This is a genomic window from Nocardiopsis alba DSM 43377, from assembly GCF_000341225.1.
GTDB classification, from domain to species: Bacteria; Actinomycetota; Actinomycetes; order Streptosporangiales; family Streptosporangiaceae; genus Nocardiopsis; species Nocardiopsis alba.
Window position 1 is genome coordinate 127,699 of record NZ_ANAC01000012.1, and the last position, 23,459, is coordinate 151,157.

Genomic DNA, 23,459 nt, shown 5'->3' on the forward strand with positions numbered 1-23,459 from the left:
CGCCGGGGCGGGGCCCGGGTCAGAGGCCGTCGCGTGAACCCACCGCGATCACCAGACCCGGCCCCCGGGCGGACAGCTCCACCCCGTCGTCGAAGGAGACCTCGACCTCCCCGACGCTCTCCATCACCGTCGCCTCTCGCAGGCCCAGGTCGGTCGCCGTGGCGCTCGTGGGCCCGTGCGCGCCGTCGGTCAGATGCGCCAGGACCACCTGCTCGCCCAGGGTGCGCAGGAAGGTCATGTGGTGCTCGCCCGCGTCCAGCCAGCGCAGGCCGCCCTCGCTCAGGGCCGGCAGCTCACGGCGCAGGGCCAGCAGGCGCCGGTGGGCCTCGAACACCTCGCGGTCCCACGTCTCGGGCCGGTGCCAGGGCATCGGGGTCCGCGAGTTCTCCCCGTCCCTGCCGGTCAGTCCGATCTCGTCGCCCGCGAAGACGAACGGGACGCCGGGCAGGGTCGCCTGGGCGGCCACGCCCAGGATCTGGAGCAGGGGATCGCCGACCGCGGTCCGGAACCGCGCCGAGTCATGGGTGCTCAACGCGTTCACGCTGTGCGTGCGCACCCGCCAGGGCATTCCGGCGTTGGTCGCCCGCAGCGCCCGCACCGTCTCCACGGCCCCCTGGGAGGGCAGCGGCGCCGAGGTGTGCGTGGCCGCGTAGCGCACCCCTTCGGGGCCAGTGTTCAGCCAGGCCCACACCGGCCGGGTGAACCCCGCGTAGTTCATCACCCCGTGCCATCCGTCGTGCCGGGTATCGGGGCCCGCGTCGTAGAAGTGCTCGCCCAGCAGCCAGGCCTGCGGCGCGACCTCGCGCACGCGCTCCGCGATCCGGCCCGACACCTCGTGGTTGATGTCCAGGGCGCCCAGCCGGCCGGTCATGTTGGCCACGTCGATCCGCCAGCCGTCCAGCGCGTCCTCGCCGACCAACCGCGCCAGCAGCACCGAGTCGTCGGCCTCGTACATCCGCTCGCGCAGCCCGGGGTCGGTGTGGTCGAGCTTGGGCAGGGAACGCACGCCCAGCCAGCTCACGTAGTCGTCCGGGTGGTCGACGAAGTGGTAGAAGCCGGCCTCGGGGGAGTCCACGTCGGCTCGTGCGGCGAGGAACCACTCGTGCCGGTCACCGGTGTGGTTGGTGGTGAGGTCCCCCATCACCCGCAGACCCAGCTCGCGGGCCCGCTCGATCAGCCTGGACAGGGCCGCGTCGCCGCCCAACCACGGGTCGACCTCGTCGAAGGAGGAGGCGTCGTAGCGGTGGGTGGACCCGGCGGGGAAGAAGGGCGTCATGTACAGGACCTCGACGCCCAACTCGACCAGGTGCTCCAGGTGTCGGCGCACCCCCTCCAACGTGCCGCCGAAGTACTCGCGGGGCGCCAGGGGCCCGAACCCGGCGGGCTCGTCGTCCCAGGAGCGGGGCAGAGCCCACTCGGGGTGTTCGGTCGGCGGCTCCACCCCGTCGTCGTCCCGGGCGAAGCGGTCGGGGAAGACCTGGTAGACGGAGGTTCCGGTGACCCAGGAGGGCGGGTTCGGAGCCTCGAGGATCCGGAAGTCGCCGTCGTCGGTCACCTCGTGATCGTGCGGGCCCTCCTGGTTCAACCAGGTGTAGCGCCGATCCCGGATGATCGCGAACCGGTAGGGGGTGACCACCGGCAGCAGGGGCAGGTCGACGCCGTAGACGACCACGCCGTCGCGCTCCGCCTCGACCTCGGTCTCCACCAGACGCGCCTCGCCGTCCTCCACCACGCGCAGATAGACCCCGTCCGCGCCGCCGGGGACCCGCACCCGGAGGCGGGCGTGGTGTTCGTGGAAGGTCACGTGGTCGGGGGAGCCGTCGTGGTGGGGGTCGTGGCGGAAACGCATACGGGTCGCTCCAGGGTCCTAGAGGGTAAGGGGATACGCATTGTCGCAAGAAAACGTCGCTGTGGCGAAAATTTTTACGCAAGCCCTTTGCGAGCAGGGGGCTCCCCACCGGAACACGAACCGAGAACGGACTTTCGACATCAGAGACGGGCGCACATCCCCCACGACCGTTCGTGAACAGGAGTGATCAGTGAACCCCGCCACCGCCCCCGACACCGGAGACCCCGGCTCGCCGAGATCGAGCCGGGTCGCCCTCGGGGGCCGAGGCCGGATACGTCGAACGGTCCTGGCCGTCACCGCGACGGCCCTGCTGGCCATGGGATGCGCCCCGCACATGCCCTCCACCTCGCCCGCGCCTCCGGTGCCCCGTCCGGCCGGGCCCCAAGAGCCCACCCGGGACGACGTCGAGGCCTGGCTCGACGGAACCCTGCCCGCCGCCCTGGAGACCGAGGGGATCGCCGGTGCCACCGTGAGCGTGGTCGCCGACGGCGAGATCCTCACCTCGCGCGGCTACGGCTACTCCGAGACGGGCACCGGCTACGAGTACGGCGAGACCGCCGCCGGAGACGTCGTCGCCACACCGGTGGACCCGGAGGAGAACCTCTTCCAGGTGGGCGAGCTGTCCGAACCGGTGACCGCCACCGCGGCGATGCTCCTCGTCGAGTCCGGCGAACTGGACCTGGACACCGACGTCACCGAATACCTCGACTTCGCGCCGCCGAGCTCCTTCGACACCCCGGTCACCCTGCGCCACCTGCTGACCCACACCGGCGGTTACGAGGAGCGGTACCGGGGGCGGACCCTGCTCGACGACGGCGAGGTCGACCTGCGCGTCCGCCTGACGACCGACCCTCCCGAGCAGGTCCACGAACCCGGGACCGTCCCCTCCCGCTCCGAGTACGGCTACGCCCTGGTCGGCCACATCATCGAACGCGTCACCGGGGACACCTTCGAGGACCACGTTCGCGAGAACGTCCTCGACCCGATCGGCATGTCCGACTCCGACTTCCACCAGGACACCCTCTACGACGGTGACACCTGGCCCTCCGACGGCTACGAGACCGACGACTCACGCCCGACGTGGTTCGAGGGCAGCGCCTCGGCGCCCTCCGGGGCCCTGTCCACCACGGCCGTGGACATGGCCCGCTTCATGCTCGCCCTCCTGGAGGACGGCGAGGGACCGGGGCCGCTGCCCTCCGAGAGCCTCGACCTGATGCGCGAACCAGGCCTGGACGCCGACACCCTCGGCACCCTGGCCGAAGGACCCCGCGCGACCCTCGGCCTCCTGGAGGAGGATCGCGGCGGTCGACGGATCCTCGGCTACGACGGGGACAGCGCGTTCTTCCACTCCCGTATCCGTCTCCACCCCGACGAGGGCACCGGGATCTTCGTCTCCCTCAACAGCAACGGCCACGACGAGTACTCGGCCGCCCGGGTCCTCGACGCCGTGACCGAGGGGTTCACCGACCGCTACCTCCCGGCCGGGGAGGAGGACGGAGAGGACGCGGAGGACATCTCCATCAGTCCGACCCGGGAGGAGCACGCGGCGATGGCCGAGGGCCGCTATGTCTCCTCGCGTTCGTCGCACAGCACCTTCCTCGCCGTCCGGGACCTGTTCGAACAGACCCGGGTCACGGCCCGCCCGGACGGCACCATCGTCGTCTCCCCGGACCCCACGACCGGCGCCCCCGCCGCCTATGAGGAGATCGCGCCGTGGGTGTGGCGCGAGATGGAGGGGGACCGGATCCTCGTCATGCGCGCCGACGACCGGGAGGTCCGGGACCTCGGGTTCGGCGCGGCGCTCACGATGACCAGGGTCGACACCGTACGTGAGGCCCCCACGGCCCTGACCGTCCTCGGTGTCTCCCTCGCGATCCTGCTCCTGGCCGCGCTGTCCTGGCCGATCTCGGCCCTCGTCCGCAGGAGCCTGAAAGGGGAGCCTCGTGCCCGCGACGGCCGGATCGCCCGTGTCCTGACCAAGGGCGCGGTGGTCTGCGCCCTGGCGGCGACGGCGCTGTGGGCCTGGATCGTTCCCGAGGCGACCGGGACCTGGGACGTGGCCTGGAGCCTCATCCGCTCGGCCCAAGGGCTCACGCTCCTGGGGGCCCTCGGGGTCCTGCCCGCGGCCGCGGTGGTCGTCCGCGATCTTCGGGCCAGGGAGCGGTGGTTCCGTGTCCTCGCCGGGACCGTCGTCCTGGTGGCCCTGGTCGGGTTCGCCTGGTCCGCCGCCGTCTCCGGCGTGATGGCCTGGGACATCACCTACTGACGAGGCCCATGGCCGAAGGAAGACCGGAAACAGGGCGTGAACCCCCTGTTCGGGGCCTTTTGTCCGGGTTAACGTGGTGAGTATGAGCCTTCAGCTGCCGACCGACCGACTCCTCATCAGGGAGTGGGAGCTGGGCGACGCCGACGCGGCCCTGAGCGTCTACGGGGCCGAAGAGGTCACGCACTGGCTGACACCGGAATGGCACCCGGTGACCGACATCCGCGCCATGCGCTCGGTGCTCCACGCCTGGATCGAGGCGGGGCCCAACCTGATCCCGCCCGCCGGGCGCTGGGCGATCGTTCGGAAGGAGGACGGTGAACTGGTGGGAGGGCTCGCCTTGAGGCTGCTCCCGCCCTTCGAGGAGGACTTCGAACTGAGCTGGGCCGTCCGCCCCGATCTCTGGGGCCAGGGCTATGCCACCGAGGCGAGCCAGGCCATCATCTCCTGGGCCTTCAGCCAGGGGATCGAGGAGGTCTTCGCGGTCGCCCGCCCCAACAACGAACGGGCCATCTCCGTCGCGCGCAGACTCGGCATGGAATGGGTCGGCGAGACCGAGAAGTACTACGACATGCGTCTCCAGGTGTTCCGCCAGCGTCCGGGCTGACCGTACCCGGCAGATCCCCACGCCCCGGTGTTCAGCCGGCCGCCCGGCGCGGGGGCACGGCCACCGCGCCCGCTTCGGCCAGATAGCGGTACACCTCGCCCGCCAATACCGCCGCCAACCCCACCGGAACCGCATTGCCGATCTGCCGGGCGATCTGCGACTTGCCGCCGCACCAGCGGAAGTCGTCGGGGAACCCCTGGATCCGCGCCGCCTCCAGATGGGTGATGGGACGGTGCGCCGTGGGATGCAGGTAGCGCCCCTTCTCCGGCTTGAAGAACTCGGTACGGATGGTGACCGAGGGACGGTCGATGTACAACCGCCCCATCACGTCCCCGGAGCCGTTCTTGTGCCGCAACCACGCCTTCGTGGACAGCTCCGCGGGCAGGTCGTTACGGTTACCCCCTGGCGGGATCGCCTTGTAACGCTCCAACGACAACGGTTCGGGGTTACGACCCACGTGCAGTTCGGAGGTCAGGTAGCTTCCCGGAAGCCGTACCCCCAAAGGGGCGCAGAAGCGGGCCGGCAGTTCGGTCGTCCGCGTGGTGGGCGGAGAGCCGGCGAAGATCGACCGGACGCTCTCCCAGGGCGGCAGCGCGGGGGCGGGGTTCACCGGGCGACGCGCCCGCCTGCGGTCCACGACCACCTTGGCGTGGGTGGGGTCGGGATAGCCGAGCCCGAGCCCCGACGGATGGGCGGCGCGGACATCACGGCGCGTGGCCAGGACGAACGCCCGACGACGGGTCTGCGGAACCCCGTAGTCGGCCGCGTTCAGCACCCTCGCCTCGGCCAGCTCGTACTCGCGCAGCAGCCCGTCCGGCCTCTCGGTCTCGCCCCGCAGGAGCGAGAACTCGTCGGAGTCCAGGAAACGGCCGACGTTCTCGATCACGAACACCTTCGGCCGCAGCGCCCGCACCACCCGCACATATTCGCGCCAGAGCACGTTGCGTTCGTCGTTCAGGTCCTTGATCAGATTCCTCTTGTTGAGGAGGGAGAACCCCTGGCACGGAGGGCCGCCGAGGATCACGTCCACCGGATCCTCGATCACGGCCGGATCCCACTCCTCGATGTCGCCCGCGTGGATCCGCTCGATCCCCGTGTGCGCCCCGAAATTGGCGGCGTAGGTCGAGGCCGCCGCGATGTCGTGCTCGACCGCGCCCACGGTACGGAAGGGGGAGCCGTCGCGACCCGGGGCGCGGAAGGAGTGGAAGCCCGTGGTGAGCCCGCCGCACCCCGCGAACAGGTCGACGATGTTGATCGAGTCGTCCGTGAGCATGGGTTTCAAGATAGATCAGGTGTATCGGAGCGGCGAACCGAACGGGGAACGTCGGGCCTAGGATCGACCCGTGGACGTACGGAGACCGACGCGGGCGGCGAACGAGGGCACGCGTAAGAGCATGCGGTCGAACAAGGGCCGCGACACCCGACCCGAGCTGGCGATCCGACGCCGTGTCCACGCGGCGGGGCTGCGCTACCGGGTCTCGGCCCGGCCGTTGCCGGGCTTCCGACGCACCGCCGATCTGGTGTTCACCCGGCTCAGGGTCGCCGTGTTCGTCGACGGCTGCTTCTGGCACGGATGCCCCGAACACCACACGGTGGCGGCGACCAACGCCGCCTACTGGGCGGAGAAGGTCCGGGCCAACCGCGCCCGTGACAAGGAGACCACCGAACGGCTCCTCGACGAGGGGTGGCGGGTCGTCCGGATCTGGGAGCACGAGGACCCGGACGCGGCGGCGGCGCGGGTCATCGCCGAGGTCCGCTCCGCCCGGGAGAAGGACGAGAAGGACACCTGAGGCGCGGCCGGGCCGGGGCGCGCGAGGACGCCCCGGCCCGAGGGCGTCAGGACAGGAAACGGCCGATGCGCTCGACCTCGTCCTCGGACAGGCGCACCGCCGCGGCCGCGGTGTTCTCCTCCAGGTGCGCCACCCGGGAGGTCCCCGGGATCGGCAGCATCACGGGGGAACGGTGCAGCAGCCAGGCCAGCGCGAGCTGTACGGGGCTGATCCCGTGTTCGGCGGCGATCGAGGCCAACGGGGAGGTGGGCGCGGCCATCTCCCCGCGATCCACCGGCGCCCAGGGCAGGAAGGCGATCCCGTCCTTCTCGCACTGTTCCAACACGTCCTCCGACTGGCGGAACGAGGGGGCGTACCGGTTCTGTACCGAGGCGATCGGGGCGATGGCGCGGGCCGCGGACAGCTCGTCCACGCTCACCTCGCTCAACCCGATGTGTCGGATCTTGCCCTCGCGCCGGAGCTCCACCAGGGCGCCGAGCTGGTCGGCCAGCGGCACCTCGGGGTCGATCCGGTGCAGCTGCATCAGGTCGATGCGCTCCACGCCCAGATTGCGCAGGCTCAGCTCCACCTGCTGCTTGAGGTACTCAGGACGCCCCAGCTTGTGCCACTGGGCGGGGCCGGTCCGGGCGAAACCGGCCTTGGTGCCGATGACCAGACCCTCCGGATAGGGGTAGAGGGCCTCCTTGATGAGCTGCTCGCTGATCTGCGGACCGTAGGAGTCGGCGGTGTCGATGAAGTCGATGCCCAGCTCGACCGTCCGGCGCAGCACCGCGAGGGCCTCGTCCCGGTCGCGGGGCGGGCCCCACACCCCTTCGCCGACGATCCGCATCGCGCCGAAGCCCAGTCGGTGTACGCGCAGATCACCTCCCAGGAGGAGTGTGCCCGCCTGCTCGGCGATGTGCGGTGTGGTGTGTGCGTCGGTCACGTTGTCCCTTCCAGTACGGCTCGGAGCCGGGTGCGTGCCATCGTTCCGGGTGCCCGGCGGGGAGCCCGTGTGCGGGGCGTCGTGTCGCGGATCACGTTCCGGCCGGGGTCGGAGCAGGATCGCAGGTGGTGAGGCGGGGGCGCAAGGCCGACGCCCACCCTGATCCGGACCCTGGAAGGGGGGATCCTCGCGCGGGGGTGAGAACGCCCTCTGATGTCATGGGTCCATGCACTTGAACCCTTACGGTCAGGATCCGCTCACCCTCGCCGTGGACCTGGTCAACCATCCCCCGGAACACCCCGAGGATCTGGAACGACGCTGTTCGGAGCACCGTCTCCTCCTGGAGCGCGCCGTCACGGGCGAGGACCTGGAGGCGGTCCGAGGGTTCCTGCGCCGCTGGGAGGGGGTGATCGAGGCGCCCGACCTCCCGAGCCGCGCCGAACGGCTCAACCTCCTGCTGGAGGAGTTCTCCGGCCCGCCCCGGCTGACCGACCACGCGGGCACCGGATGGCATCTGCACTACCGCCCGGACCTGCTGCCCGCCCACCGGCAGGTCGCCTCCCTGATCGCCGTGGGCACCGCCCTGCACCTGACCGGCCGGGGCATGGAGCGTCTGGGACGTTGCGCCGCCCGCGGCTGCGCGAACGTCTACGCCGACTTCTCGCGCAACGGCCGTCGACGCTACTGCTCGCCCGTCTGCGGGAACCGGGACGCAGTCCGCCGCCACAGGGCCCGCGCCACCGAGATCGAGGAGGAGGTCGGCTGACCCGGCCGCGCCGTCCCGTTCGAACGTCTCCGCCCCGGCGTACGGTGTTCACCGAACGGGGCACGGGTAGGACCGGCCGGGGACCGTAACGAGAGTCGAAAGAGGCGGACGGATGAGCGTCGAACTCCACCACACCGTGCACGGACCGGCGGACGCACCGCCCCTGGTGCTGGGAGGGTCGCTCGGCTCCACCCTCGACATGTGGGAACCCCAGGTCGAGGCGTTGTCCGCGCGTTTCCGTCTGATCCGGATCGACCACCGGGGCCACGGCGGCTCACCCGACCCCGAGGGCCCCTACACCATGGCCGACCTGGGCGGAGACGTCCTCGCCCTGCTGGATCGGCTGGGCATCGAACGCGCCCACTACGCGGGGCTCTCCCTCGGCGGCATGATCGGCCAGTGGTTGGCGATCGAGGCCCCCGAGCGGATCGACCGTCTCGTCCTGATGTCCACCTCCCCGTACATGGGGCCCGCGCGGAACTGGCGCGACCGCGCCGCCGTGGCCCTGGACCAGGGGACCGGTGCCCTGGCCCCCGGGGTGGTGGAGCGATGGTTCACGCCCGACTACGCGAAGGAACACCCCGAGGACGTCGCCCGGCTGCGCTCCCAGATCACGGACACCTCCGATCGGGGCTACGCCGGATGCTGCGGGGCCATCGAGGGCCACGACACCCGTGCCGACCTGGGGCGGATCGTCGCGCCCACCCTGGTGGTCTCAGGGACCGAGGACCCCTCGACCCCGTTCGAGGAACACGGTTCGGTGCTCGCCGAGGAGATTCCCGGCGCCCGGAACGCGCTGGTGGAGAACGCCGCCCACCTGCTGTCCTGGGAGCGTTCGAACCGGACGAACGCCCTCCTCGTCGAGCACCTGACCGCCACCGCCCCCTGACCGCGAGAAGAGGAACATGGACACCTTGGAGGAGACCCTGCGCGAGCGGGGCGAACGCTTCCACGCACTGCACGGGGGGCCGGGCGCCTTCGTCCTGGCCAACGCCTGGGACGCCGGTTCGGCCCGCCTGCTGGCCGAGGCGGGCTTCGTCGCGCTGGGCACCACCAGCGCCGGGTTGGCGCACTCCCTGGGCCGCGCCGACGGGGCGGGGCTGGTGGACCGGGGCGAGACCCTGGGCAACGCCAAGGCGATCGCCGTCGCCACCGACCTTCCGGTCTCGGTGGACCTGGAGAGCGGTTTCGGCGAGGAACCGGCGGAGGTGGCGCGCACGATCACCCTGACCGGGGCGACGGGGGCGGTCGGCGGGTCGGTGGAGGACGCCACCGGTGACCCGGCAGCGCCGATCCGACCCCTCGCGGAGGCGGTGGAGCGGGTCGAGGCCGCCGTCGAGGCGGCACGACGTCTGCCGTTCCGGTTCACGCTGACGGCGCGGGCGGAGAACTTCCTGTACGGGCGGCCGGATCTGGAGGACACCATCGCCCGGCTTCGGGAGTTCGAGCGAGCCGGAGCGGACGTGCTGTACGCTCCCGGCCTGCCGGACACGGAGGCGATCCGGCGCGTGTGCGCCTCGGTGGAGGCCCCGGTGAACGTCCTGGCGGCCGGTGCCGCGGCCCGGTCGACGGTGGCGGAACTGGGTGCCCTGGGGGCCCGCAGGGTGAGCCTGGGGTCGGGGCTGTCGAAGATCGCGCTGACCCACGCGTTGCGTTCGGCCCGGGAGATCGCCGAGCACGGGCGTCTGGACGGGCTGACGGAGTCCCTGTCCGGATCGGAGCTCGACCGGCTGATGGGACACGGAGCCTAGGGACACGGGACGGGCCCGGCGAGACGCGCCGGGCCCGCTCGGTCATGGCTTGAAGGCGACCCCGGCCAGTTCCCAACGCTTGACGGAGGGGGCCTCGGGGCGGAAGACCGGCGGCCGGTCCTCATGACGCCAGGTCGAGCAGTCCACGGTCCGGGGGCCCTCGTCACGGTCGTCGAGCCAGGGGCTGACCAACTCCAGGCCCTCGAAGGCCCGGGAGGCCTCCTCGGGGCTGCGGACGCGGCCCCAGGGGGTGCCGAAGCCCAGGATCTTCTCGGTCATCCAGGCGGCGGCCTCGTGATCGTCGGAGACGATGTGCGAGTAGATGACGGCGGAGCCGGGGGCCAGCCGCTTCATGAGCGAGCGCACCATGCCGAAGGGGTCGCTGTCGTCGGGCAGGCAGTGCAGCAGGGAGACCAGCATGACGCAGACCGGCCGGTCGAAGTCGAGCAGGTCGATGGCCTCGGGGGAGCTCAGGATGGGGCCGGGGTCGCGGATGTCGGCCAGCAGGAAGGCGGTCGTGCCGTTCTCGCCCAGGAGGGCGCGGCCGTGGGCGAGCACGATGGGGTCGTGGTCGACGTAGAGCACCCGTGCCCCGGGATCGGCCCGCTGGGCCACCTGGTGGGTGTTGTCGGTGGTGGGCAGCCCCGCGCCCAGGTCGAGGAACTGGTCCACCCTGCGCGAGCACACGTACTCGACGGCTCGACCGAGGAAGGCCCGGTTGTCGTTGGCGAAGGAGACGAGTTCGGGGATACCCGCGGCGAGCTCTTCGCAGGCCTTCCGGTCCGACTCGAAGTTGTCCTTCCCACCGAGTAGGTAGTCGTACATCCTCGCGATGCTGGGAGTTTTCATGTCGATGCGAGGGGGGAAGAGATCGGCCATAGGAGAGGTACCAATCAGGGCTCGTGGTGCGGGTCGCCGTCAGGCGAATCGTAACCGTGTTCCGCCCGTCCCGGTGCCGTTTCACGAAAGAAAGTCGATCGGGTTCTCCCGCCTCTCACTTCGACCGGGAAAGGGGCCTGGAAGAAGAGGTGAAACCTGGCAGCTCGTCGGCGACATGCCCTGGGGCTGCGGCCTTGACGCGATCTCCCGAGCCCTCGGGAAGTGCCGGGGGAGGGGGTGGGGCGAGAGTGCCCCAAAAGGCGTGCGGTGAAAGCGGGGACGACGTTCGTGCTCGCGAGGCGAAAACATCCGGGGAAACATCTTCCCCTTCGTGGGAAAGCGGGGAATCGTCTTCGTCCCCGCTCTTACGGTCGGGGGCCTCGGGGGATTTCGTTCCGGCCGCGATCCCCTCGACCAGTTCGATCACCGACCGTTTCTCCAGGCCGGCCCACCGCGTCAATACGAAGGGGTCCCGGTCGGCCTCCTCGCCCAGGGCGCGGACCACCGCCGAGAGATGGTGACAGCGGCCGCTCCACCGGTCGCACGAACACGTGGCGACCAGGCCGCCCCACCCCTCGGGCACCAGGTCCAGACCCAGCAGGGCGAACACCCGCTCCGTCGCCTCGGGCAGCTCCCCGGCCAGCACCCGGGCCCGGAACATCGGCTGGGAGGCCAGCGCCGCGCAGACCCGCGACCACTCCGTATCCGGCCACACGGTCCGGATGAGGCTCACCTCGTGTTCACCGACCCGGGCCAGCGCCTCGCCCGGCCGGACGCGCAGCCGCTCCACCGGTGGCCCACCGGAGGCGCCGAGGGCCTCGGCGACCAGTTCCGACCAGCTCATCCCGCCACCGCCTCGGGCGCCAACCGCACGACCTCGCGCAGGTCCTCCACCGACAGCCCGCTCAGCCACTGTTCGCCGGTGGTCACCGCGCCGTCGGCCAGCGCGCTCTTGCGTTCGATCATCTCGTCCACCCGTTCCTCCACGGTGCCCACACACACCATCTTGCGCACCTGCACGTCCCGGCGTTGGCCGATCCGGAAGGCCCGGTCGGTGGCCTGGTTCTCCACGGCCGGGTTCCACCAGCGGTCCACGTGCACCACGTGGTTGGCCGCCGTCAGGTTCAGTCCGGTCCCGGCCGCCTTGAGCGAGAGCAGGAAGACCGCGGGGCCGGCCATGGTCTGGAAACGCTCGGTCATGCGTTCCCGGTCGGCCCTGGAGGTGCCGCCGTGCAACCACAGCACCGGTACCCCGAGTCGGGAGCGCAGGTAGGGCGTCAGACGTTCGCCCCAACGCGCGTACTGGGTGAAGCACAGGGCCTTATCGCCCTCGGCCACCGCCTCGCCGAGGATCGCCTCCAGTCGCTCCAGCTTGCCGGACCGCCCGGCCAACGCCGAACCGTCGCCCAGGAACTGTGCCGGATGGTTGCAGATCTGCTTGAGACGGGACATGGTCGCCAGCACCAGCCCCTTGCGCTCCTTCTCGTCGGCCTCGGCCATGCGTTCGCCCATCTCGTCCACCACGGCCTTGTACAGCGAGGCCTGTTCGGGGGTGAGCGTGCACCAGGTGCGCATCTGGTGCTTGTCCGGCAGGTCGGCGATGATCGACCGGTCGGTCTTCAAACGGCGCAGCACGAACGGCCCGGTCAACCGGCGCACCAGGTCGGTGCCCTCCCCTTCGCCGCCCTCGGCCTCGGCGCGGCCGGCCACCGTTCGCTGGAAGTCGGCGGAGGTGCCGAGGAGCCCGGGGTTGGCGAACTCCATCACCGACCACAACTCGCCCAGGTTGTTCTCGACCGGGGTGCCGGTGAGCGCGATCCGGGTCGCGGCGGGCAGGGAACGCACCGCCCGCGCCTGGCGGGTGTCGTGGTTCTTCAACGCCTGCGCCTCGTCGCACACCACCCGGTGCCAGGGCATCCCCGACAGTTCCTCGGCGTCACGCGCCACCACGCCGTAGGTGGTCACCACCAGATCGCAGTGGCCCACGATCCGCGCCAACGCGTTCCCCGAAGGCCGATCGGGCCCGTGTTGGACGTGCACGCGAAGCCCGGGGGCGAACCTCTCGGCCTCGCGCCGCCAGTTGCCGACGAGGGAGACCGGGCACACCAGCAGGGTCGGCCCCGGCGCGGGGCCGTCGGCGCGTTCGTCGGTGAGCAGGGCCAGAAGCTGAACGGTCTTGCCCAACCCCATGTCGTCGGCGAGCACCGCGCCCAGGCCCAGCTCCCCCAGGAACCGGAGCCAGGAGGCGCCGCGGTCCTGGTAGGGGCGCAGACTCCCCTCGAAGCCGGCCGGGGTGCCCATCGGTCGGGGTTCGGCCTTGGCCCCGCCGTCGAGCAGGGCCCCCAGCGGTCCGTCGGCCACCACGTCGGTCACCGGGAGCGGGGCGGTCTCGGCGACGCCGATCGCCGTGCGGAGCGCCTCATCGCGGCGCATCCGCCCTCGCCCGGAACGGCGCATCAGTTCCAGGGCGGAGGCGACACTCTCGGGGTCCACCTCCATCCACCGTCCGCGCACCCGCACCAGGGAACGTTTGAGCCGGGCCAGTTCCGCCAGTTCGGCGAGCTCCTCCCCGGTCAGCGGGGCCTCGTTCTCGGGACCGTTCAACAACGCCTCGAAGGAGACGTCCACCAGGTCCGAGGGGCTCACCCCGCCACGCCCCCGCCGCTTCGGCGGTTCGTCGACGGTCATGCGCAGCCCGAGACCGTCGCGTCCGCTCCACTCGGGCAGCACCACGGAGAAACCCGCGGCGGCCAACCGGGCGGCGTGGGTCCCGACGAAGTCCTGCGCTCCGAGGGTGTCCATGGTGAGCCGGTCCGGGGCCAGGGCGCCGAGCACCCGGCCCAGGGCGGGGTAGTGGCGCGCGGCCCGACGCAGGTCGGCCAGGGCGGTGGAGGCCACGTCCTCGGGTAGCCAGGCGCCGCCCTCGCCCGACCACACCTGTTCCAGGGGCAGTCGCAGACCGGGGTCGGTGGTCGAGCGCACCCAGAACTCCAGGGTCCAGGGGCGGGGGCCGTGACGGGGACCCTCGGGTTCGGGCTCGCGCAGGACGAACAGCAGTCGCGCCCGACCGGCGCCCCGGACCCGGGAGCGCCATTCCCGCAACGGGCCGCGCAGGGCGGCGGCGGTCTCCTCGTCCACGCGGGTACGCGACCCGGTGAGCGCGGCGGCGAGGCGGGCCTCCGGTGAGGGAGGGACGTCCTCGGTCTCGGAAGGTCGGCCTCGTCCGGTGGACAGCCGGCGCGCGACCGCGTCGGTGAGCAGTTCCAACGGCGCCAGAACACAGAGCCGGTCGGCGTCGGCCCGATCCCGCGCCGTCAGGTGGGCGGTGGCGGCGGGGGGAAGCGTCGCGGACAGCGCGGCCAGGTGCTCCTCGGCGGTGTCCGAGGGGGCGGGTCGCCATCGGGCCCGGGGCGGGGCGCCGACCAGGTCGGGGAGGACGCAGCCGGCCCCGACCAGTCGTTCGGCGAAGGCGTGGACGGCGCCCAGGTGGGCGAGCGCGGGGCCGAGGGCGACGGACGACGGGTTCGCGAGCGCGCACAGGAGGAGGTCGGCGTCGGCCGGGGACAGTTCCAGGGCCGGGACACGCCAGGGGCGGGGTTCCGAGGGCGTGGTGTCGGTCGAGTCGGAGCGCGCGGGGGCCTCCGCGCCGCCGGGCAGGAACAGGGTCGGCTCGGTGGCGGCCGGAGAAGAGGGATCGATGCCGAGGCGGTCGACCAGGTCGCGCAGGTCCGGAAGGCCGGCGGTGAAGGGATGGACACCCGGGGGACGGTCGGCGTGGGCCTCGCCCTCGGCCCAGATCGTCAACGTGCCCCCGGACCACACGCCGTGCAGTACCCGCACCGAACTCCCCCCGCGTCTGTCGTGTCCTCGGAACGCCGTCGGCCCCGCGATACCACGTCAGTATCGCCGGGGCCGAGGACGTTCCGGACCGTTTCAGAGGTTGTCGGGCACCTTGTTCCCGGCCGCTTCGATCCCCGCCTTCAGGTCGGCGCGCCACAGCAGGAGACCGCCGATGATGAAGAAGATCACCAGGGAGAAGATGGCCGTGCGGAAACCGCCGGTCAGGTTGACGACCAGGGTGATCGAGGCCGCGCCCAGCAGCACCGATCCGCGGTCGGCGAGCTGGAAGAGGCTGAAGTACTCCGCTTCGCGGCCGCGCGGGATGAGCAGGGAGTACAGGGCCCGCGCGAGCGACTGGGTCCCGCCCAGGACCATGCCGATGCCCGCGCCCAGCAGGAGGAACAGCACCGGGTCCCCGGGCGGCAGGTAGTAGCCGCAGGTGACCAGCCCGCACCAGACGACCAGGCTGCCGAGCACGGTGTTCTTCGTGCCGAAGCGCCGGCCGATCCAGCCCATGATCAGGGCTCCGGCGAAGGCCACGAACTGGATGAGCAGGATGGTGGCGCTCAGGATCGCCAGCGACAGGCCCAGGTCCTGGCTCGCGAAGCTGCCCGCGAAGTAGATCACGGCCTGGATACCGTTGTTGAACAGCACGAACGCGATCAGGAACAGCAGCGTGTTCGGGAAGCTCCGCATCTCGCGCAGCGTCCGCCAGTACTGCTTCAGCGAGGCGCCGAGGCGGGGCGCTCCGCTCTCGGCGGCCAGGGCGCCGTACCTGTTACGCAGCAGTCGGATACCGACGATGGAGAACAGCAGCCACCACACGCCCACCGAGGCGAAGGCGATGCGCACCGCGTGTCCCTCCGACACCCCGAGGCTCTCGGCGGAGGCCAGCAGGCCCATGTGGGCCGCGAGGAGGAGCCCGCCGCCCAGATAGGCCAGAGCCCATCCGGTGACGGAGACGCGGTTGCGTTCGTCGGAGGTGGAGATCTCGGGCAGGAAGGCGTTGAACACCACCAGGGACATGCCGTAGAAGGTGTTGCCCAGGATGAACATCAGCGCCGCTGTGCGGTAGTCGTCGGTGAAGTACAGCGAGCTCACGCACAGCGACCCCGCAGCGGCCAGCCAGAGCAGCCACCGCTTCTTGTGCCGGGTGTGGTCGGCCAGGGCGCCCACGATGGGCAGCATCACCAGGAGGATCAGCCCGGCGACCGTGGTCACCAGAGGGTGGAACGAGTTCGGGTGCAGGCCGAACCAATCGAACCCGAGCGGGTGGATCGTCAGCCCCGGTGTCGAGCAGTCGCCGCCGGCCCCCGCCTCGGAACAGGCCAGCCCGGACAGGTAGGGGCCGATGAGCACCGTCACCACCGAGGTGATGAACACCTGGTTGGCCCAGTCGTAGGTGTACCAGCCGCGCTGTTCGCGTCTGCGCTGTCGGGGATCGGTCGACGGCGAGTTGTCCGCCGCCGGGGGAGAGGGTGGGGTGGGCATGGAGGGGACTATCCGTTCTTCGAGGTCTCGGGGAGCTCCCGGTTCCATCGGCCGCGTCGGACGAGCAGGTCGCGCAGGCCCACGGTGTTGTCCGTGATGATGCCGTCCACCCCGGCGTCGAGCAGACGCTCCATCACCGCGGGTTCGTTGACGGTCCACACGTGCACCTGGATACCGAGCCGGTGCGCGGTGCGGATCATGTCCCGGCTCAGGACGGGGAAGACTCCCTGGGAGAGCGGGATCTGCGCGCAGACGGGGGTCCGGCCGGCGATCGGGCGCAGGACCGGGGACAGGGAGGAGAGCCGGAGCCGGGCCACCTCGACCGGGCCGCAGGAGGTGGCCACGCGCGGACCGTAGAGTCGGCGGGCCCGGTTCAGCCGGTTCTGGTCGAAGGAGCCCACGCACACCCGGTCCCAGGCGTCGGTGCGTCGCAGGACCCTCAACAGGGGCAGGACGGCCCGGTCCGTCTTCAGGTCGATGTTGAAACGGACCTCGGGCCAGCTTCCGAGGAGATCCTCCAGGAGGGGGATCGGCTCCTTGCCCGCGACCCGGGCACGGGAGACCTCGGAGTAGGGGAGCGAGGCGATGGCGCCGGTGCGGTCGGTGGTGCGGTCCAGGGTCTTGTCGTGGAAGGCCGTCAGCACACCGTCGGCCGTGGCGTGCACGTCCGTCTCCAGATAGGTGTAGCCGAGGTCGACGGCGTGCTGGAAGGCGACGGCCGTGTTCTCCAGATCGGTGCTGCGCACGCCTTGGTCGTCGATGAGCCACCCGCCCCGGTGCGCGAGGGCCACGGGCGCGGGGGAGGAAAGGTACGCGTGTGTCACGTCAGCCAGTATGACGGCTGCGCGGCCCGGGGGCTTCGTGGTGGACGGGCGGGTCGACGGCCGGAGAAACCTGGAATGCCGGGTGTCACGGGAAGGCGCGAGCGCCCTCTTTGTAGATGGAGGGAGAACCGTTTATCGAAAGGAAGTGGTCCGTTCATGTCACACGCCTACGAACCCCGTCGCTGCCGTCGCGCCGCCTGTGATCGCGTGGCCCCGGCCCGTACCCCTCGACGTCCGGTGCGCACCCCGGCCCGGACCCCGATGCGAAGGATGTCGGTGGGGCGGTGCGGGGCTCCGCTGTTGGCCGGCCATCGGACCCCGGCGGAGGTGCATCGTCTCGCCCAGCACATGGCGGAGGTCCTGGTGGGCCGTAGGGCCCCCGAGGTGCTGCGCGGCCACGTGACCGTGCCGGTGCGCGAGGAGCTGCGTCGGCTGCGCGGCAGCATGGTCTGCGCGATGGCGCCTCGTCTGACCCGGGTCTTCCACCAGCCCTTGGGCGAAGGGGGCATGGAGGCCAGCGCGGTGATCGACTGCGGGGGTCGTGCCCGGGTGTTCGCCTTCCGGTTGCGGAGGGAGGAGGGCGGCTGGGTCTGTACCCGTCTGGAGACCGACCGAGGTCGTCGCTGAGCGGAGCCCGTCGGTCGGTGCAGTGCGGGTCCATAGGTCATCGAAGCGCTGATGAAAAAGGTGGAATAGTCATGGATTTTCCGTATTGAGCGTCGATAAGGTCCCGAAAGGACGCCCCTCGACCGGCACCCATCCGGGAGACGGGACCCCCGTGACCTAGGGAAGGAGACGGCGGGCGGCCCCCACTCCGCCCGCCACCATGTATGAAACCCGCTGACATCGCTCACCTGCACGGCATCGGCGCACCGTCCCTGTCACCCGACGGCTCCCGTGCCGTCTTCTCCGTCGTCCGACCGGACCTGGAGGAGGACGCCTACCTCGGCTCCCTGTGGACCGTGGCCACCGACGGCTCCGAGGAACCCCGAAGGCTCACCCGGGGCGACCGCGACCGTGCCCCGCTCCACTCCCCGGACGGGCGCTGGATCGCCTTCCTGCGCCCCGACGAGAACGAGCGGCCTCAGCTCCACGTCCTGCCCACCGAGGGCGGCGATCCGTGGCGGATCACCGATCACCCCCTCGGAGTGAGCGGACACGCCTGGAGCCCCGACTCCACCCGGCTCGCCTACAACGCCCGGATCCCCGAGGACGGCCGTTACGTGGACGTCGTCCCGGGCAAGGAGCCGCCGCGCCGGATCAGCACCCTCAAGTACCAGTTCGACGGCCTGGGGTATTACACCGACCGGTGGCAGCACATCTTCGTCGGTGCCCCCATCGACCCCTCGGGTGAGGCGGGGGAACCGACACGGGTCACCACGGCCGAGGCCGACCACGGGAACCCGATCTGGACCCCCGACGGTACGACCCTGGTCTTCGGCGCCTCCCTCCACGAGGACCGCGACCTCGACCTGTACCAGGACGTGTGGGCCTGTGCCCCCGAGGCCGGGGCCGAGCTTCGCAGGGTCACCCGGGGCGACCTCAACGCCCGGTCGATCGGCTTCTCCGAGGACGGCGCCACCGTCTACTTCGTCGGTGACGAGATCGGTTCGACCGGACGGGACTTCGTCGGCCGGCAGAGCGGTCTGTGGTCGGTGCCGCTCGACGGTTCCGAGGCGCCCGCGCGTCTGACCGGTACCGAGGACCCGAGGATGACCGGGGAGAGGGCCCAGGGCATCGACCGGGGCGCCCTGGTCCTGGGCGAGAACCGCGGCGCGGTCGAGCTGTACCTGGTCTCCTCCGATGGGGAGCGCACCACTCTGCTGGGCGGAAAACGGCAGGTGCAGTCGTTCGACCACGCCGGAGGCGTCACCGTCGCGGTGGCCGCGGGCGAGCGCGACAGCGGTGAGCTGTACCTCGTCTCCGAGGACGGACCCCGGGCCCTGACCTCCTTCTTCGAGGGCGTCGACCCGTTGCCGGTCGCCGAGGTCACGGCCCAGGCGCCGGACGGATATCCGGTCCACGGTTGGCTGACGGTGCCCGAGGGGGAGGGGCCGCACCCGGTGCTGCTGATGATCCACGGCGGCCCCTTCGCCCAGTACGGGCACTGGCTCTTCGACGAGACCCAGGTGTACGCGGCCGCGGGCTACGCGGTGGCCTTCTGCAACCCGCGCGGTTCCTCCGGCTACGGACAGGAACACGGACGGGCGATCATCGGTTCGGTGGGGGCCTCCTCCTCCACCGACCTGCTGGCCTTCCTGGACGAGGTGCTCCAGGACGAGCGTCTGGACTCCTCCAGGGTCGGCGTGCTGGGCGGTTCGCACGGCGGGTTCATGACGACCTGGCTGGCGGGGAACCACGGCGAGCGTTTCCGGGCGGCGATCAGCGAGCGGGCGGTCAACGCCATCGACAGCTTCCGCGGCTCCTCCGACATCGGGGCGCACTTCGTCGAACCGCTGTACGGGCCGAGGGAGAACTGGGTCGAGCAGAGTCCGATCACCTACGCGGACCGGATCGACGTGCCGTTCCTGATCATCCACTCCGAGCAGGACTGGCGTTGCCCGCTGGAACAGGCGCAGCGTCTGTTCGTGGAGCTCAAGAAGCGCGGGCACGAGACCGAGATGCTGGTGTTCCCGGGCGAGGGCCACGAGTTGTCGCGTTCGGGGCTGCCGAGCCACCGGGTGGCCCGTTTCGAGGCGATCCTCGATTGGTGGGACCGTCACCTGTGATCCGGTTCCGACCGGTGACCGTAGTGGGGTCGGACACGCTCGTGTCCGGCTCCGCCGGCGTTCGGGGGACCCCCTTCCCGAGATTATTGTGATACGTGTCACGGTCAACTCGGGGCTTGGTCCGGTTTTGACCCGCTCTCCTCGGGAAGAATGCGCCCTCATTCGCGCACTCGTGGGCCTTCCCGGGGAAGAAGACTCCCTTCGCAGGTCATCGTGGTCGACCAAGGGAAGGTCACGAAAGGGTCGCGTCGAGTGCGCCGGATGAATTAGTGTTCCCCCAGGTCGGTACGCCCCGGTTCGTCACCACCAGGTGACAGCGTTCCGTCCGCCCGTCGCACTCTGCTCGTCTCGTGCTACAGCCGTCCTTTCCCAGGAGCAGAGGCCGTCGCGACACCCGGCGACCCCTCGCGGAACCTTCACCCCCGCCCGCCGGATCCCCTCTCGCGCATCCCGACGCCGTCCATCGGCGTGTCCTCGGGGTGCCCTGTGACGGTAAACGGGCATGGGAGAAAGGCGGTCGGTGCTTTGACCCGCAACCCCGAATCCACCCGTCGCCTCACGACGGTCGGCTTCGTCGCCCTGGGCGCCGTGGTGCTCTCCTCCGGTGTGGCGTTGGCCGACCCCTCCGAGTCCGAGGCCCGGCAGCGCTACGAGGAGCTCCAGCAGGAGCTGTCCGAACTGAACGAGGCCTACAACACGGCCAAGGAGGACCACGCCGCGGCCGAGGCCCGCAGGGACGACCTCAAGGAGCAGTGGGAGGAGGCCCGGGACGAGCTCGACGAGCGCTCGGGCCGGATCTCCACCATCGTGCAGAGCGCCTACACCGGCACCTCCGGCGACAGTTTCGAGATCTTCTTCGGCGGCGACGCGGACAACGCGTTGCAGAACATCGCCGACCTGGACCACATCTCCCAGGGACAGCAGGACATGCTCGCCGACTACATCGTCGACGCCGAGCACGCCGAGAACCTGTACAACGAGGCCCAGGAGGCCGAGGAGAGCGCGGCGGAGGCCCTGAGCGAGGCCGAGGACGCCCAGGCCCAGGGCGAGAGCGCGCTGGACGAGCAGGCCGAGGTCCTGGAGAGCCTGGGCGGGGTCGACCCGACCGTGGACGAGGGCGCCGCGGCCGACAGCGCGACGGGCGGCTCCGCCGACGGTGGCTCGGCCGCCGTGTCCGGCGACGTCCAGGCCGTCCTCGACTTCGCCCGCGCCCAGATCGGCAAGCCCTACGTCTGGGGCGGTACCGGCCCGGACGGCTACGACTGCTCCGGTCTGACCCAGGCCGCCTGGGCCCAGGCGGGCGTGAGCCTGCCCCGGACCACCTATGACCAGGTCAACGTGGGTACCCCGGTCTCCCGCGACCAGGTCCAGCCGGGTGACCTGCTGTTCTTCTACAGTGCCTCGGCGCCGAGCCACGTGGGCATCTACTCCGGCAACGGCAAGATGATCCACGGCTCCAACCCCTCCAAGCCCCTGGAGGAGGTCTCCCTGGCCGCCTACTGGGACGGCGTCTTCACCGGTGCCGTCCGCGTGGGCTGACCCCTCCCGTCCGGTCCGCCCCGATCCGTTCGGGGCGGACCGACGTGTCTCCGGCGGAGGCCGACGCGTATCCTTCCCCGCATGGGTCGTCTTCTTCTCAAGGTCGTCGCGGGTATCGCCGCCGTTATCGCGGTGTTCTGGATCCTGTCGATGCTGGTGGGCCTGTTGGTGTGGTTGGTGATGATCGCTCTGGTGATCGGCGTGGTCTTCCTGGGCATCAGGATGCTGCGGACCGAGGCCCGTCGTTGAGGCCCCGTCGGAAGATTCGGTGGGAATCCGACACTTCGCGAGGGTCGGCACTCACGCTCTGTAGGGGAACACGGATATAGTGACTCTGTGTCACTGAATAAGCACGTAGGGTCCCATGTAGACGGTGTGTCACACCGTGGTCGGGTGGAACGGGTCGAGGCCCGGGTCTTCCGCAACGACTGGAGCGCGCTGACGCCCCCCGTGACCGGCCACTGGACGCCGGAGCTCGGGGTCAGTGTCGTCATCCCCGCCCGAGGTGGTCAGGACGGTCTCGACCTCGCCCTGGCCTCCCTGTCCGTCCAGACCTATCCCGACCACCTCCTGGAGGTCGTGGTCGTCGACGACCACTCCTCACCGCCCCTGCGTCTGCCCGAACATCGTCCACGCCGCTGCCGGATCGTCTCACCGCCCGACGGCGGCTGGGGCGCCGGCTACGCCCGCGCCTACGGAGCCCACGCCAGCACCGGCGACATCCTGCTGTGGATGGACGCCGACATGATCGCCTGCCCCGAGTTCGTCGAGGCCCAGGCCCGCTGGCACCACGCGCACGCCGAATGCGTCACCCTCGGCCGGATCCGCTTCAGTGACACCGAACCGCGGAGCCCCGAGGACCTTCTGGACGCGATCCGCTCCGACGATCTCACCCGTGTCCTGACCGGGGACCGACGGCACGAGTGGGTGGAACACCTCATCGAGAGCAGCGACCTGCTGCGCGACGCCGACCACCTGGGCTTCCACGCCCACGTCGGCGCCGCCTCCGCCGTCCGGCGCAGCCTCTACGAGGCCGCGGGCGGCGTCGACCCCGACCTCGACCTGGGGCAGGACACCGAGTTCGGCTACCGGCTCTGGCAGGCCGGAGCGGTCATGGTGCCCGAACGCTCCGCCACCGCCTGGCACGTCGGCGTCGCCTCCACCGCGCGCACCCGGCTGCCCTCCGAGCGCTTCCGCACGGAGATCCTGGCCGAACTCATGCCGCACCCGCACGCCTACCGAGAACGCGTCCCCGACCCGCGCCGCCGCATCCCGCTCGTGCACGCCGTCGTCGACGTCACCGGGGCCTCCTACGACCTGGTGCGGGGGTGCGTGGACCGTCTCCTCCGCGGAACCGAGACGGACCTGGCGATCACCCTGGTCGCCGACTGGGAGGGGGTCCGGACCCAGCCCATCGACCTGGACCTGCGCCTGATCCAGGCCAACTACCTGAGAGAACCCAGGATCTCCTTCGCCTCGACCGCGCCGAGGACCGGCTTCCCCTCGCCCTTCCTCCTCCAGGTGCCCGTGGCCTGGGGGTTGGGCGAGCTGGCGCTGTCCCGATTGCTGGCCGGCGCCGAGCGCTCCCGATCGGGGCTCACCGAACTCCTGCCCGCGGCGCCGCCCTCCTGGGAGGACACCGGCGTGCGCCTGTGGCGGACCCGCGCCCTGGCCCGCGCCATGCGGGTCCACGGCCCCGGCGAGGAACTGTCCGAGGTGGTCGACGAACTGCACGGCCGCTACCGGATCCACGGGGGCCAGGGCACGCTCACCGACCTGACCCTGCACCGTTCGGTCCCTCCGATCCCCAGGCCGGTGCCCGAGGCGGAACGGGTCCCCGAACCGGTGGAGCCCCGCGAGGTCGTCGAGACCCCGGCGAAGCCCGCACCGGTCGAGGAGGAGCCGGTGGAGGAGCGGAGACCGCGCCGCACGCTTCGCGCGCGGATCCGCTCACTCTGGTACCGGGCCTGCCGCGCGTCGGGGCGGGAGATGCCCGATGACGACGAGGACCTCGGGGCGGGGGCCGGAGGCCCGACCTCGGCCGGGTCGATGGGGGAAGACACCGACCCGGACGGGGACGGACCCCGTCGCCCACCGCACGGCCGTCCGTCACACGAGTGACCGAGAACGCTACGGTCCGCACTCAAGGTACCGGATCCCTATACGACAACGGGCGCGCGGTGGGCCCACGCGCCCGGAAGCCCCG

The 23,459-nt window shown here is 71.1% G+C and carries 19 protein-coding genes; 11 read left to right on the forward strand and 8 right to left on the reverse strand.

Annotation, left to right across the window (positions count from 1 at the left end):
• Positions 1-19: 19 nt before the first annotated feature.
• Positions 20-1,849: a glycoside hydrolase family 13 protein gene (locus D451_RS0112970; protein WP_017534739.1), complete on the reverse strand. Its 1,830-nt coding sequence runs from the start codon at positions 1,847-1,849 to the stop codon at positions 20-22.
• Positions 1,850-2,039: 190 nt separating this feature from the next.
• On the opposite strand from D451_RS0112970, the gene D451_RS0112975 reads away from it, so the two are divergent.
• Both D451_RS0112975 and D451_RS0112980 read left to right on the forward strand, forming a co-directional pair.
• Positions 2,040-4,115 (forward strand): serine hydrolase domain-containing protein, encoded by a 2,076-nt coding sequence (locus tag D451_RS0112975; RefSeq protein ID WP_017534740.1) that lies wholly within the window; start codon positions 2,040-2,042, stop codon positions 4,113-4,115.
• Positions 4,116-4,197: 82 nt separating this feature from the next.
• Positions 4,198-4,719, forward strand: coding sequence for a GNAT family N-acetyltransferase (locus D451_RS0112980; RefSeq protein ID WP_017534741.1), 522 nt, complete (start codon positions 4,198-4,200; stop codon positions 4,717-4,719).
• A gap of 31 nt (positions 4,720-4,750) precedes the next feature.
• Here D451_RS0112980 and D451_RS0112985 read toward each other — a convergent pair whose 3' ends face one another.
• On the reverse strand, positions 4,751-5,992 hold the full coding sequence (locus tag D451_RS0112985) for a DNA cytosine methyltransferase (protein ID WP_017534742.1): 1,242 nt from the start codon (positions 5,990-5,992) through the stop codon (positions 4,751-4,753).
• Between the two features lie 70 nt (positions 5,993-6,062).
• Here D451_RS0112985 and D451_RS0112990 point away from each other — a divergent pair, with 70 nt between their 5' ends.
• Complete coding sequence (locus D451_RS0112990) at positions 6,063-6,509, forward strand: very short patch repair endonuclease (protein WP_085994769.1); 447 nt, start codon at positions 6,063-6,065, stop codon at positions 6,507-6,509.
• A 46-nt stretch (positions 6,510-6,555) separates the two neighbouring features.
• On the opposite strand, the gene D451_RS0112995 is transcribed toward D451_RS0112990, so the two are convergent.
• Positions 6,556-7,434 carry an aldo/keto reductase gene (locus D451_RS0112995; RefSeq protein ID WP_017534743.1) on the reverse strand — a complete coding sequence of 293 codons (879 nt, stop codon included), beginning with the start codon at positions 7,432-7,434 and terminating at the stop codon, positions 6,556-6,558.
• Between the two features lie 226 nt (positions 7,435-7,660).
• Here D451_RS0112995 and D451_RS0113000 point away from each other — a divergent pair, with 226 nt between their 5' ends.
• From D451_RS0113000 to D451_RS0113010, 3 genes are all read left to right on the forward strand, one after another.
• On the forward strand, positions 7,661-8,200 hold the full coding sequence (locus tag D451_RS0113000) for a CGNR zinc finger domain-containing protein (protein ID WP_017534744.1): 540 nt from the start codon (positions 7,661-7,663) through the stop codon (positions 8,198-8,200).
• Positions 8,201-8,312: 112 nt separating this feature from the next.
• Positions 8,313-9,089 carry a 3-oxoadipate enol-lactonase gene (gene pcaD / locus D451_RS0113005; protein ID WP_014911676.1) on the forward strand — a complete coding sequence of 259 codons (777 nt, stop codon included), beginning with the start codon at positions 8,313-8,315 and terminating at the stop codon, positions 9,087-9,089.
• A gap of 16 nt (positions 9,090-9,105) precedes the next feature.
• On the forward strand, positions 9,106-9,951 hold the full coding sequence (locus D451_RS0113010) for an isocitrate lyase/PEP mutase family protein (protein WP_014909840.1): 846 nt from the start codon (positions 9,106-9,108) through the stop codon (positions 9,949-9,951).
• Positions 9,952-9,993: 42 nt separating this feature from the next.
• On the opposite strand, the gene D451_RS0113015 is transcribed toward D451_RS0113010, so the two are convergent.
• From D451_RS0113015 to D451_RS0113035, 5 genes are all read right to left on the reverse strand, one after another.
• Positions 9,994-10,830 (reverse strand): SAM-dependent methyltransferase, encoded by an 837-nt coding sequence (locus tag D451_RS0113015; protein ID WP_017534745.1) that lies wholly within the window; start codon positions 10,828-10,830, stop codon positions 9,994-9,996.
• Positions 10,831-10,945: 115 nt separating this feature from the next.
• Entirely contained in the window at positions 10,946-11,674 is a 729-nt protein-coding gene (locus D451_RS0113020) for an SWIM zinc finger family protein (protein WP_017534746.1), read from the reverse strand.
• On the reverse strand, positions 11,671-14,670 hold the full coding sequence (locus D451_RS0113025; RefSeq protein WP_017534747.1) for a DEAD/DEAH box helicase: 3,000 nt from the start codon (positions 14,668-14,670) through the stop codon (positions 11,671-11,673). The genes D451_RS0113020 and D451_RS0113025 overlap by 4 nt, the downstream gene beginning before the upstream one ends.
• Positions 14,671-14,763: 93 nt before the next feature.
• Complete coding sequence (locus D451_RS0113030) at positions 14,764-16,161, reverse strand: MFS transporter (protein WP_026125030.1); 1,398 nt, start codon at positions 16,159-16,161, stop codon at positions 14,764-14,766.
• Positions 16,162-16,169: 8 nt separating this feature from the next.
• Positions 16,170-16,985, reverse strand: a complete 816-nt coding sequence (locus D451_RS0113035) for a glycerophosphodiester phosphodiesterase (protein ID WP_026125031.1) — start codon at positions 16,983-16,985, stop codon at positions 16,170-16,172.
• Between the two features lie 156 nt (positions 16,986-17,141).
• Between D451_RS0113035 and D451_RS0113040 the strand changes: the two genes are divergently transcribed.
• The 5 genes from D451_RS0113040 to D451_RS0113060 all read left to right on the forward strand — a co-directional run bounded on the left by D451_RS0113040 (position 17,142) and on the right by D451_RS0113060 (position 23,374).
• Positions 17,142-17,612, forward strand: coding sequence for an Rv3235 family protein (locus tag D451_RS0113040; RefSeq protein ID WP_017534749.1), 471 nt, complete (start codon positions 17,142-17,144; stop codon positions 17,610-17,612).
• 203 nt (positions 17,613-17,815) lie between these two features.
• A complete protein-coding gene (locus D451_RS0113045) occupies positions 17,816-19,714 on the forward strand; it encodes a S9 family peptidase (RefSeq protein WP_017534750.1) in 1,899 nt (632 codons plus the stop codon).
• Positions 19,715-20,239: 525 nt separating this feature from the next.
• Positions 20,240-21,253: a C40 family peptidase gene (locus D451_RS0113050; protein ID WP_014912620.1), complete on the forward strand. Its 1,014-nt coding sequence runs from the start codon at positions 20,240-20,242 to the stop codon at positions 21,251-21,253.
• An 81-nt stretch (positions 21,254-21,334) separates the two neighbouring features.
• The gene (locus tag D451_RS28275; RefSeq protein WP_014909191.1) at positions 21,335-21,502 is read left to right on the forward strand and encodes a hypothetical protein; all 168 of its coding nucleotides are present in this window, start codon (positions 21,335-21,337) and stop codon (positions 21,500-21,502) included.
• A gap of 126 nt (positions 21,503-21,628) precedes the next feature.
• Positions 21,629-23,374, forward strand: a complete 1,746-nt coding sequence (locus tag D451_RS0113060) for a glycosyltransferase (RefSeq protein WP_017534751.1) — start codon at positions 21,629-21,631, stop codon at positions 23,372-23,374.
• The last annotated feature ends 85 nt before the right edge of the window (positions 23,375-23,459 follow it).